This window comes from Vicinamibacterales bacterium (assembly GCA_036504215.1).
Classification (GTDB): domain Bacteria; phylum Acidobacteriota; class Vicinamibacteria; order Vicinamibacterales; family Fen-181; genus FEN-299.
On record DASXVO010000054.1, the window covers coordinates 183,170 to 195,682 of the forward strand.

Annotated in this window: 8 protein-coding genes; 2 read left to right on the plus strand and 6 right to left on the minus strand. The window is 68.6% G+C overall.

Annotated features, from left to right (window positions below; all coding sequences use genetic code 11):
• Positions 1-52: 52 nt before the first annotated feature.
• The 6 genes from VGK32_15655 to hydA are packed head-to-tail and all read right to left on the minus strand — an operon-like array spanning position 53 to position 8,733.
• The gene (locus VGK32_15655) at positions 53-2,515 is read right to left on the minus strand and encodes a glycogen/starch/alpha-glucan phosphorylase (GenBank protein HEY3383206.1); all 2,463 of its coding nucleotides are present in this window, start codon (positions 2,513-2,515) and stop codon (positions 53-55) included.
• A gap of 22 nt (positions 2,516-2,537) precedes the next feature.
• Positions 2,538-3,818: an amidohydrolase family protein gene (locus tag VGK32_15660; GenBank protein ID HEY3383207.1), complete on the minus strand. Its 1,281-nt coding sequence runs from the start codon at positions 3,816-3,818 to the stop codon at positions 2,538-2,540.
• Entirely contained in the window at positions 3,815-4,636 is an 822-nt protein-coding gene (locus tag VGK32_15665) for a xanthine dehydrogenase family protein subunit M (GenBank protein HEY3383208.1), read from the minus strand. Before VGK32_15665 ends, VGK32_15660 begins: the two co-directional genes overlap by 4 nt.
• 2 nt (positions 4,637-4,638) lie before the next feature.
• Positions 4,639-5,121: a (2Fe-2S)-binding protein gene (locus tag VGK32_15670; GenBank protein ID HEY3383209.1), complete on the minus strand. Its 483-nt coding sequence runs from the start codon at positions 5,119-5,121 to the stop codon at positions 4,639-4,641.
• 37 nt (positions 5,122-5,158) lie between these two features.
• Positions 5,159-7,339: a xanthine dehydrogenase family protein molybdopterin-binding subunit gene (locus VGK32_15675; protein HEY3383210.1), complete on the minus strand. Its 2,181-nt coding sequence runs from the start codon at positions 7,337-7,339 to the stop codon at positions 5,159-5,161.
• Positions 7,340-7,356: 17 nt separating this feature from the next.
• Entirely contained in the window at positions 7,357-8,733 is a 1,377-nt protein-coding gene (gene hydA / locus VGK32_15680) for a dihydropyrimidinase (GenBank protein HEY3383211.1), read from the minus strand.
• Between the two features lie 63 nt (positions 8,734-8,796).
• Between hydA and xdh the strand changes: the two genes are divergently transcribed.
• Together xdh and VGK32_15690 are read left to right on the plus strand one after the other, a co-directional pair.
• Positions 8,797-11,409, plus strand: coding sequence for a selenium-dependent xanthine dehydrogenase (gene xdh, locus VGK32_15685; GenBank protein HEY3383212.1), 2,613 nt, complete (start codon positions 8,797-8,799; stop codon positions 11,407-11,409).
• Complete coding sequence (locus tag VGK32_15690; protein HEY3383213.1) at positions 11,406-12,404, plus strand: amidohydrolase family protein; 999 nt, start codon at positions 11,406-11,408, stop codon at positions 12,402-12,404. The genes xdh and VGK32_15690 overlap by 4 nt, the downstream gene beginning before the upstream one ends.
• The last annotated feature ends 109 nt before the right edge of the window (positions 12,405-12,513 follow it).

Below are 12,513 nucleotides of genomic sequence, written 5' to 3' on the forward strand. Positions count from 1 at the left end.
CCGACACGAGAACAGACTGGACCATTGTATGCGCGCCGGACGGCGCCCCGGCTCAATCGGTCGTGCCGGGCTCGATCTGCCAGACCCGCTCGCAGTACTCGCGGACCGACCGATCGGACGAGAACTCGCCCATGCGGGCGACGTTGATGATCGAGTGACGCGTCCAGACGTCCTGGGTCCGCCATCGAGCGCTGACCGAATCCTGGCAATCGACGTAGGGCTGGTAGTCCGCCAGCAGCAGGAACGAGTCGGTCCACAGCAGGTTGTCGACGATCGGGCGGAACAGCTCCGTGTCTCCGTGCGACAGCGCGCCCGATCCGATCAGATCGATCGCGCCGCGAAGGGCGGCATTCTGCTCGTAGATGGTCCGCGGCTGGTAACCATGGGCCCACGTGGCCTCCACCTGTTGCGCGGTGAGCCCGAAGAGGAAGAAATGATCCGCGCCCACCTGCTCGCGGATCTCGACGTTCGCGCCGTCCAGCGTGCCGATCGTCAGCGCCCCGTTCAGCGAGAACTTCATGTTCCCCGTGCCGCTCGCCTCCTTGCCCGCCGTGGAGATCTGCTCCGACAGATCGGCGGCCGGGTAGATGGGCTGCGCGTTCTTCACGTTGAAGTCCGGAAAGAACACGACCTTCAAGCGGCCGCGGACGTCCGGGTCCTGGTTGACGAGGTCGGCGACGGAGGTGATCAGCTTGATGATCAGCTTCGCCATCCGATATGCCGGCGCCGCCTTGCCGGCGAACACGAACGTGCGCGGTACGATGTCGAGGCCTGGGTTCTCCTTCAGGCGCCGGTACAGCGTGAGGATGTGCAGGACGTTCAGGTGCTGCCGCTTGTACTCGTGGATCCGTTTCACCTGGATGTCGAACAGCGACGTCGGATCGACCACGACGCCGGTCCGCTTCTCGATCAGCCCGGCCAGACGCCGCTTGTTGGCGAGCTTGGCCTCTCGCCAGAGATCGCGGAAGCCGGGGTCGTCCTGGTGGTCTTCGAGCCGGCGGAGATCCTCCAGGTGACGGATCCAGCGATCGCCGATCCGGCTGGTGATGAGCGAGGCCAGTGCGGGATTGCTGAGCGCGAGAAAGCGGCGGGGGGTGACCCCGTTGGTCACGTTGCAGAACCGCTCCGGGAACATCCCCACCCAGTCGGGCAGGACTTCTCGCATCAGGAGTTCGGTGTGGAGAGCGGCGACGCCGTTGATGGCGTGGCTGCCGACGCACGCGAGGTAGGCCATGCGCACGGCCCGGCCGCCGTGCTCGTCGACGAGCGACATCCTCGCGACGCGCGCCTCGTCGCCCGGATACCGTCGCCGGACCTCGTCCAGCAGGCGCCGGTTGATTTCGAAGATGATTTCGAGGTGCCGCGGGAGCAGGCGACCGAAGAGATCCAGCGGCCACGTCTCGAGCGCCTCGGGCAACAGCGTGTGGTTCGTGTAGCCGGTCGCGCTCACCGTGGCGGCCCACGCGGACTCCCAGCTCAGGCCGTGATCGTCGAGCAGGAGCCGCATGAGTTCGGCCACAGCCACTGCCGGGTGCGTGTCGTTCAGCTGAAGGGTCCAGTGCTGGTGGAACGTCTCGGGCCGGCCGCCGAAGCGCAGGTGCATCCGCATCATGTCCTGCACCGACGCCGAGACGAAGAAATACTGCTGCTGCAGCCGCAGCGCCTTGCCCTGCACCGGCTCGTCGTTCGGGTAGAGGACCTTGCTGATCGTCTCGGACTTCACCTTGTCGTCGACGGCGTGCGCGTAGTGGCCGATGTTGAACTCGGCGAAGTCGAACGACTCGATCGCTTCCGCACGCCACAGGCGCAGCGTGTTGCAGTGGCCGACGCGGTAGCCGAGGACGGGCGTGTCGTGCGGCACGGCCCGCACGATCTCTCCGGGGATCCATCGCACGCGGAACCGGCCTTCCGCGTCCAGATAGCCCTCCGTTGTTCCGCCGAACTTCACCTCCAGCGTCAGTTCGGGTCGTGCGATCTCCCACGGGTTGCCCCAGCGGAGCCACTTGTCCGCCACCTCCACCTGCCATCCATCGCGGATTTCCTGGTCGAAGATGCCGAACTCGTAGCGGATACCGTAGCCGATGGCGGGGACTTCGAGCGTGGCGAGCGAGTCCATGTAGCACGCCGCGAGGCGCCCGAGTCCGCCGTTGCCAAGCCCCGGCTCCTCCTCCTGGTCCAGGACTGCGTCGAGGTCGACGCCGATGCCGGCCATGGCCTCACGCATCGCATCGTAGATGCCGAGATTCACCAGGTTCGCGCCGAGTTGGGGCCCCATGAGGAATTCCGCGGAGAGATAGGCCACGCCTCGGACTCGCGACTCACGGACCAGTTCGTCGACCGTGTCGACGCCGCGCCGGAACAGTCGGTCGCGCACAGCGTAGGCAGCCGCCAGGTACAGGTCGTTCAGTGACGCCGTGCGTGGATGGCGTCCCTGCAGGTAGAAGAGGTGCTCGATGACGGCTCGCCTCAGGCTCTCGACGCTCGAGCACGTGCGGACGTCTTCCTGGTTCGACATCGGTTGTCCCCCTCTTGTCCAACTATGCGCGTTGGTGCCGCAGGAGGCCGGAGACGTAGACCTGGCGGACAGCCGAGCGGCCAGCCCGGTGCAGGATGCGCGATAGCAGATCGTCGGTCGACTCGGTCGTCGGGGCGCCAGCGGGCACGATGTGCCGCGCGTCGAGCACGATGAAATCCGCCGCCTTCCCTTTCTCCAGGCTCCCGACATCGTCGAATCCGAGGGCCTTCGCGCCGCCAACCGTGGCCGTGCGCAGAAGTTCTGCCGGGCTGGGTGCGTGGCCATCGAGGAGGTGGACGGTCCATGACATGCGTGCGACCCGGAAGACCGAGAGGTCCGGACCGGCACCGACGTCCGACCCGAGACCGACGCGCGCCACCTGTGCGCGCTGCCAGTTCATGACGCCGCTGCCGAGGAACACGTTCGAGGTCGGACAGTGGGCGATCGCGCATGGCGCGAGGTGCTGCCACTCGCGGGCGGTCAGCCAGATGGCGTGCGCGAAGAGGCTGCGCGGCGTGACGAGCCCCGCGTTCTCGTACACCTCGAGGTACTCCTCCCCGAACCGCTCGCGCACCGCCTGGCACTCGGGCTGCTGCTCGGAAAGGTGGGTCTGAATCGGCAACTGCTTCTCGCGCGCCAGCGTGCCGCACCCCTCGAGGAGTTCCCGGGTGCAGGACAGCGCAAAGCGCGGCGTAACCGCAAACCGGAGCCTGGGACGATCGAGCTGCGCGAGTGCGTACGCCTCGTCGAGCACGCGCTTTGTCGTCACGCTCCGGTACGCGCCTTCGTCCATGAGCGGCGGGCCGATCCACGCGTGGATGCCCACCTCCTCTGCGGCATCGAAGCAGGCCTCCACCGAGTCGGGCCACGCCGACGTGTAGAGCGCGGCGGTCGTCGTGCCCTGCACGAGCATCTCGTGCATGAAGTTCCGGGACAGGATACGCGCGCGCTCGCCGCGGAACCGGCGCTCGAGGGGGAACGTCCACTTGCGCAGCCACTCGAGCAGGCTCTCGGGGTGGACGCCGCAGACAGGGAGCTGCGGAACGTGCGCGTGCGTGTCGACGAGGCCGGGAAAGACGATGTGCGGCCGGAGATCGGTGCAGTGGCGTGGTGCCGCCTTGCTGGGCCGCTTCCACGGTCCGGCGTGCAGGATCAAGCCGTCCTGCACATCGAGACGGCCGTCGTTCCAGTCCGCCCAGCCCGACTCGCCGACCGGCGTCAGGATGTGAGCCCGGTAGGTGGTCACAGGAGCCTGCGGTTGGCGGCTGGCCGCGGGCGTTTGGCGTTGCGACTGTGGGGTCATGCGGTTTCGTTCCAGAAGGCGCGCAGGAGATTGCACGCGACGCGGCGGCGGTACGCCGCGGTCGATCGGATGTCGTCGATTGGATGGATCTCGGTCAGCAGCGCGGCTGTCGCCTCGTCGAGCGATCCCCCGGAGGCGAGAATGTCCTCAGTCTGCGGTACGCGGACGACGGTTGGCGCAACGCTGCCGAAGGCGATGCGCGGCTTCGGCGCACGCACGGCGGCGATGACGACCTTGGAGATCGCCTGCGCGGCGCGCGTCCCGACCTTTCGGAAGTACTGCCGCCCGGCGACGGGCGCGACTTCGACCGCTGCGATGAGTTCGTCCGGGCGCCTCACGCTCGCGCGATATCCGGTGTAGAACTCGTGGAACGGCACGCGTCGGACGCCGGACGCGCTCCGCAGCACGAGCACGGCATCGACCGCGGCGAGCACGGGCAGGGTGTCGCCGGCGGGTGAGGCGTTGGCGATGTTGCCGCCGATCGTGCCCCGGTTCTGGATCTGCACGGCGCCGACTTCGCGAGCGGCTGCGACGAGCGACGGGAGCCGTCGGCGCACGAGCGGCGAGCGGATGAGATCGCTGAAGGTCGTGAGCGCGCCGATCGAGAGCACCGTGCCGTTGACGGTGATCCCACGAAGCGCGTCGAGTCCCCACAGGTTCAGGAAACGGGTGCCGGGTCGCGTCCCGGCATTGAGGAGGACGTAGACGTCGGTGCACCCCGCGAGCGGCACGATCGGCTGACCGTCACGCATCACCTCGAGCGCGTGTTTCAGCGACCGCGGCTCGACGAGCTCGAGCGAAGAGATGGCGGGATGCATCGCTACGCCTTCCCCTTCGACTCGCTCCGGGCAGGCCGCCTGGCCGCCTTTCCGCCCTTCTTCCGTCCCGCCTCGATCGCCCTGTAGATGCCGGTGTATCCGGTGCACCGGCAGATGTTGCCCGCGAGTCCGATACGGACGTCCTCGAGCGAGGCGTTCGGCGGCAGCGCCGCCGCCGCCATGATCATGCCCGGCGTGCAGATGCCGCACTGCGTGCCGCCCTCGACGACGAATGCGTCCTGGAGGGGATGCCGTCCGTCGAGCCCCTCGATGGTCAGTACCGTCCGGCCGCGCACCTGGCCGAACGGCACGAGGCACGCGTTGACCGCGACGCCGTCGAGCAGGACCGTGCAGGCGCCGCACTCGCCCTCGCCGCAGCCCTCCTTCGTGCCCGTGAGGCCGCAGTCCTCCCGCAACACATCGAGCAGCCGCCTCATCGGGTGCGCCCGCACGTCGAGGTGTCTTCCGTTCAGCACGAATCGCACGATATCCTCCCGGACAACCCTTCCCTGGCGCCGCGCCTCAGTGCCCACGCTTTGCACGGGCGAGACGCCCGTGCCACTCAGTGTCCGCCCGGTCGGTCGCGCTTGCGTCCATGATCCGTTCCGGTGTCAACGGCAGCGAGCGCACGTCGAATCCCAGATGTCGCACGGCGTTCGCAATCGCCGGTGGAGCCCCGTCGAAGGGTAGTTCGCCAACCCCCTTCGCGCCGAACGGGCCGTGCCGATACGGGTTCTCGACGATCACCACGTCGATTCGCGGCGTATCGATCGTCGTCGGCACCATGTAGTTGGTCAGTTGCGCGTTCGCCATTCGCCCGTCGCGCATCACGACCTCTTCGAGGAGCGCGTAGCCCATGCCTTGCGCGCTGCCGCCCTCGATCTGCCCCGCGAGCAACGTGGGGTTCAGTGCCCGGCCGATCTCCTGGACCGCCGTGAAGTGCACCGGGCGGATCTCGTAGGTCACCGGATCGAACTCGACTTCGGCGACGTCGCACGCCCACGCATACGTGCCGTACGCGTCGCCGCGATACGTCTCTTCGTCGAAGGCGGCCGCGGATGGCGCCTCGTATTGCCTCGTCACGACGAGCGGACCATGGCGGCGGAGATACTCGAGCGGCGTCAGGTGTCCGAGTTTCTCCTTCATCTCCTCGGCGCAGCGCTGCAGCAGTCCGCCGACGACCATCGATGTCCGCGACGCGACGGTCGGTCCGCTGTCCGGCACGTGCGCCGTGTCGGCACGAGCCACCTCCACCGCGTCGTACGGCAGCCCCAGCGTATCGGCGACGATCTGCGCGTGCACCGTGCGCGCACCCTGCCCGATCTCCGCGCTCGCGACCAGCACTCGCGCACCCCGCTCGGTCAGCTCGAGGGAGGCCTTCGACGCGAGCCGCACTTCGCCTGCTCCGGTGAACCCGGCACCGTGGAAGAACAGCGCAAGGCCGAGTCCGCGGTTCGTCCCACCTAACTCGCGCCGCCGCCGCTTGAAGTCGGTCCGCTTCACCGCTTCGCGCAGCACCGCCAGCGCGCTCGTGTCCTTGCCCAGCACCTGGCCGGTCGCCGTCGTGTCGCCCGCCCGCAAGGCGTTCACTTCGCGCAGTTTCACCGGATCGAGACCAAGCGTCTCGGCGATGCGCTCCATCTGCACTTCGGCGGCGAACTGTGTCTGCGGCGCCCCGAAGCCACGGAATGCCCCGTTCGGCGGCGTGTTCGTCATGACGATGCGCCCGTTCACGCGGACATTGTCACAGCGATACGGGCCCGACGCGTGGATGACGCCGCGCGACAACACCACCGGGCTGAGCGTCACGTACGCGCCGGCGTCGAGGACGACATCCACGTCGATGGCGGTGAGGCGTCCGTCCTTCATGACGCCGCTCTTGTAGCGGACGATGGCCGGGTGGCGCTTGGTGGTCGCGACCATGTCCTCTGCACGGTCGTACACGATCTTCACCGGCCTGCCGGACTTCAGCGCCAGCAGGCAGGCGTGAGCGGCGATGATCGACGGATATTCTTCCTTGCCGCCAAAGCCTCCGCCGGTCTCGGCCTGCACGACGCGCAGTTTCTCGGCTGGCAGCGCGAGGACGACGTGGAGCGCCTTCTGCACGTAGTAGGGGCACTGCAACGAGCCGTAGAGCGTCACCCCGCCGTTCTCCGGCACGGCAATCACCCCGTTCGGCTCGATGTAGGCGTGCTCCTGGTGCCCGACGCGGTACTCGCCCTCGACGATGACGTCCGCCCGCGCGAAGCCGGCGTCGATGTCGCCCTTGTTGATCGCGATCGCCTTGAAGGTCGTCGGCGACAGGAGGGGATCGAGCACCGGATCAGCGGGCTCGTATTCGATGGCCACCTCGGCAGCCTGGAGGATCTCGCGGTCCGCGTGCGCCAGCAGGACGATCGGTTCGGCAAAGTGCCGCACGTCGCGTTCGACCAGACACGGCTGATCCTCGACGATCAGCGCGACGAGATTCCGCCCCGGGATATCCCGGTGATCGACGATCGTGAAGCCGGCGTGGTCGAAGTTGTGGCAAACCGACGCCACACGCCCGCACGGGATGGTGGACCGCACGGTACGGCCGTAGATCATCCCCGGGAAGTTCAGGTCGTCGACGTATTTCGCGGCGCCGGTCACCTTGTCGAGACCATCGCGGCGCGGGACACTGCGGCCGACCACGTGCATGACGCTCCGGGAGTGATTTCCCACTCGCTGCCTCCGCCGCCCTACATCGACATCGGTTCCCGCCGCACGAACCGCCCTCGGCCCGCGCGGCCGACGAACTGTCCGCGCTCCACGATCACCTCGCCGCGCGACAGCACCATCTCGATCGCGCCCCGCGTCAGCCGGCCTTCGTACGGGTTGTAGTCCACGCGCATATGGTGCGTCGAGGCGGAGATGGCCGTCGTTCCGGCCGGGTCGAACAGGACGATATCCGCGTCGGCGTCCGGGGCGAGCGCACCCTTTCGCGGAGAGAGACCGAACAACCTGGCGGGTGCGGTCGCCGTGACGTCCACGAACCGCTCGACCGAAAGACGTCCCGCTGCCACGCCGCCATCATAAATCAGGTTCAGGCGAGGTTCGATGCCCGGCGCGCCGTTCGGGATCTTCGAGAAGTCGTGGCGGCCGCCGGCCTTGTCGCTCAGCCGGAAGGGGCAGTGGTCCGTGGCGACCACCTGAAGGTCGCCGACCGCAAGGCCGCGCCACAGCGACGCCTGCATGGCGGCCGGTCGCAGCGGTGGACTCATGACGTACTTCGCCCCATCGAAGCCCCGGGCATCGTACGCGTCCTCCGACAGGACGAGATACTGTGGGCACGTTTCCGCGTACACCGGCCGTCCGCGGCGGCGCGCCGCGGCAACTTCCTCGAGCGCGCCCGACGTCGAGAGGTGCACGATGTAGACGGGTGCGGCTGCCGCTTCGGCCAGCGCGATGGCGCGGTGCACGGCCTCGGCCTCGAGAATGGGCGGCCGCGTGCTCGCGTGGAAGCGCGGGCCGGTGTGGCCCGCCGCGAGCGCCTCGCGCACCAGCACGTCGATGACTGCCCCGTTTTCCGCGTGCACGCACACCAGGCCGCCGAGTGCCGCCGTGCTCCGCAGCACCCGGAAGATCTGCCCATCGTCCAGCATCAGGCGGCCCGGGTAGGCCATGAACAGCTTGAACGACGGGACGCCATCGGCGACGATCCCGCCCATCTCCGCTTCCACCTCGGGCCGGAGATCCGAGATGCACATGTGGAAGCCGAAATCGACGACCGCGCGCCCTGTGGCGCGCGCCATCCATGTGTCCAGCGCCTCGCGCAGCGATCCACCCTTCTCCTGCGTCGCGTAGTCGATGATGGTCGTCGTCCCGCCGCAGGCGGCCGCGATCGTCCCGCTCTCGAAATCGTCGGCCGTGCGGATGGCGCCGAGCGGCAAATCGAGGTGCGTGTGAACGTCGACGGCGCCGGGCAGCACCAGCCGGCCCGAGGCCTCGATGACGCGGTCGGCGGGCCCGCGCAACCCGGGGCCGATCTCGCGGATGGCCTCATCGACCACCAGCAGATCGGCCTCCTGGCGTCCGTCGGCATTCACGATGGTCCCGTCGCGGATCAGGGTACGCATGGCCGCTGCGATTATACGGCCGTGGGGCGTGCGGAGGGGGCTGGAGTTATACTCGTGACGCAGATGAATACCGTTGAGTTCGTCCTGAATGGGAAGCCAGTGCGGGTCGAGACGCGCGACGGCGAGTCGTTGCTCGAGACCCTGCGTGAGAGATGCGGGATCCGGACGCTGAAGGATGGATGCTCGCCGCAGGGCCAGTGCGGATGCTGCCTCGCGCTCGTCGACGGGAACGCGAAGGTGACCTGCGCGATGACCGCCGCCTCGGCGCACGGCCACGAGGTGCTGACGCTCGAAGGCCTGTCGCCGGACGACCGTGACCTGTTCTCGCGGGCGTTCGTGGCGGCGGCCGGCATCCAGTGCGGGTTCTGCATCCCTGGCATTGCGATGAGGGCCAAGTACCTGTTGGATCGCCACACGAATCCGACTCGCGCCGAAATTGCCCGCGCGATCGACGTTCACCTCTGTCGTTGCACCGGGTACAAGAAGATCGTGGACGCCATCGAGTTGATGGCACGCGGTCGCAGAGGCGAGTCGATCCCGGAGATCGTCGTGGACGGAGGCGTGGGCGCCCGGTTGGCCCGCTACGACGCCGTACGGTCGGCGCTCGGCGACCGTCCCTACGTCGACGATCTCGTGCTGTCCGGCATGTTGCACGGCGCCGTGACGCTGTCGCGCCACGCGCGAGCGAAGGTCGTGCGAATCGACACGAGGCGCGCGAAGGCACACGCGGGCGTTGTCGCGGTCGTGACGGCCGCGGACGTGCCGGGTGAGCGGTGGTACGGTCTGATCGAGCGCGACTGGCCGGGCCTGGTCGCGGAGGGCGAAGAGGTCAGATGCGTCGGCGACGTGCTCGCGGCGGTGGCGGCGACGGACCGTCACACGGCCCGCGAGGCCGCCGCGCTCGTGGACATCGAGTACGAGGTCCTGCCAGCCGTGCTCGACCCCGAGGCGTCCATTCGTCCCGGCGCGCCGCAGGTGAATCCGAAGCACGAGAACCTCCTGTCCCGATCACGGATCCGGCGCGGGGACGCCGACGGGGCGCTGGCCGCGAGTGCCTTCGTCGTGCACGGCACGTGGCAGACGCAGCGCATCGAGCACCTCTATCTCGAGCCCGAGAGCGCGCTGGCCGTGCCGCTTCCCGACGGCGGATTCCATCTCTACACCCAGGGCCAGGGGATCTTCGACGACCGTCGTCAGGTGGCCGCGTTCCTCGGCGTCCCCGAAGAAGCGCTGTTCGTCGAACTCGTGCCCAACGGTGGCGCCTTCGGCGGCAAGGAGGACATGTCGGTCCAGGCCCAGACGACCCTCCTCGCGAAGGTGGCCGGGCGCCCGGTGAAGCTGACACTGAGCCGCGAGGAATCGATCCGTCTGCATCCGAAGCGTCACCCGGTCCGCATGGAATACGTGGTGGGCTGCGACGGGGACGGGCGGCTGACGGCGGTGAAGGCTCGGATGATTGGCGACTCGGGGGCGTACGCGTCGGTTGGAGCCAAGGTGCTCGAGCGCGCGGCGGGACACGGCGCGGGGCCGTATCGCGTCCCGAACATCGACATCGAGTCGATTGCGGCCTACACCAACAACCCTCCGTGCGGCGCGATGCGCGGCTTCGGGGCGAACCAGGCGCACTTCGCCATGGAAGGGTGCATGGATCTGCTGGCGCAGAAGGCCGGCCTCGACGCCTGGGAGATCCGCTGGCGGAATGCGCTCGATGTGGGCGACGTCTTCTCGACGGGGCAGATCCTCGAGAAGTCGGTCGGCATCAGGAAGACCCTGCAAGCCGTGAAACCGCACTACGACGCGGCGAAGGCCGCGGGGCGGGCGGTTGGCATCGCGTGCGGCTTGAAGAACAGCGGCATCGGCAACGGCGCCAAGGAGTGGGGCAAGGCGCGGCTCGTCGTGGAGCCCGACCTCACCGTCTCGGTCTACAACGGCTACACGGAGATGGGGCAGGGCCTGCTCACGGTGCTGGTCCAGTTCGCCGTGGAAGTGACCGGGCTGCCCGCGTCATGCTTCCGTCCGAAAGTGGACTCGACGTTCCAACTCGCCTGCGGTCAGACGACCGGATCGCGGGCGACGTTGTTCGGCGGACGGGCGGTGACGAGCGCGGCAGAAAAGCTGCGCGCGGACCTCGATGCAGGGCACCGGCTGGTCGATCTGGCCGGACGAGTCTATGCGGCGGACGTGCTGGTGGACGACACGACCGAACTCGGCGCGCCGGTCGAGAAGGTGAAGACGCACACCGCGTTTGGGTACGCGACGCAGCTCTGCATCCTCGACGGGCAGGGACGCGTGGCACGTATCGTCGCGGCCCACGACGTCGGCCGGGCGGTGAATCCGGCGCTCTGCGAGGGTCAAATCGAGGGTGCGATCCACATGGGCCTCGGGTACGCGCTGACCGAGGAACTGGTGTGCGAGGACGGCATGCCGGTGACGTTCGCGCTGCGAGAGATTGGCGCGCTGCGCGCGCGGGACATGCCGGAGATCGACGTGTTGATCGTCGAGGACCCGGAGCCGGAGGGGCCGTTTGGCGCGAAGGGCGTCGGCGAGATCGGACTGGTGCCGACGGCCGCCGCCGTGGCTGGCGCGCTCGAGGCCTTCGATGGGATCCGCCGCTACACGCTGCCGATGAAGGACTCTCCCGCCGCGCGGGCGATGAGTGTCGGGCGTCGGCGATGAGGGGATCGTTCGTCAACGCGCACACCCATCTCTACAGCGGCCTGGCGCCGTTCGGGATGCCGGCGCCGGCGGAGATTCCCCGCACGTTCGCGCAAATACTCGAGCAGATTTGGTGGCGTCTCGACCGCGCGTTGGACGAGGCGTCGCTCCGGGCGGCGGCGCGGTTCTACGTCGCGCACGCGGCGCGCGCTGGCACGTCGATCCTCGTCGATCACCACGAGTCGCCGGGCTTCATCGACGGCTCGCTCGACGTGCTCGCGGAGGCGTGCACGGAGTTCGGCGCGCGTGCGGTGCTCAGCTACGGCGCGACGGAACGGAACGGCGGCCGCGACGAAGCGCGCCGCGGTCTGGCTGAATGCCGGCGTTTCATCCTGGCAAACCGCCGGCCTGGCGTGGCTGGTGTCGTCGGTCTCCACGCGTCGTTCACGGTATCGGACGAGACGATTCGGGAGGCGGGCCGGTTGTGTCGCGAGCTTGGGACCGTGCTGCACGTCCATGTCGCCGAGGATTCCGCTGACGTGGAGGACGCCCGACAACGAGGATACGCTGGCCCTCTGGAACGGCTGTTCGCCCTCGATGCGCTGCCGGCCGGTTCGATCCTCGCGCACGGGGTGTACCTGACGGCCGCCCAGGTCGGCGCGGCGTCGGACGCCGGATGCTGGTTCGTGCAGAACCCGCGATCGAACCGGAACAACCGCGTCGGCTATCCGGCCGCGATCCGGTCGGCGTCGAGGGTGGCACTCGGTACCGACGGCTTCCCGTCGGACATGCGGGAGGAAGCGGCCGCGCTGACCGAGACCGCGGTGGACCACGGCGAACAGTTGGGCGCCTTCGAAGGGCGGCTCGACGCCGGCTGGCGCCTGGCATCCGACCGATTACCGGAGGCGGAGATCGCGAGCGCTCGTCAGGGAGCGCCGCCCATCGACGACTCCACGCTCGCCGGAATCGAGGCCGAGGCGCGCGCGCAAGCGGCCCGCTTGTGGGCCAGATGGTGAGGTTCTCGAGCGGCACGGGCGGAGTGGCACGGGCGTCCCGCCCGTGGGGCTTGGCGGAGTGGCACGGGCGTCTCGCCCGTGGGGCTTGGCGGAGTGGCACGGGCGTCTC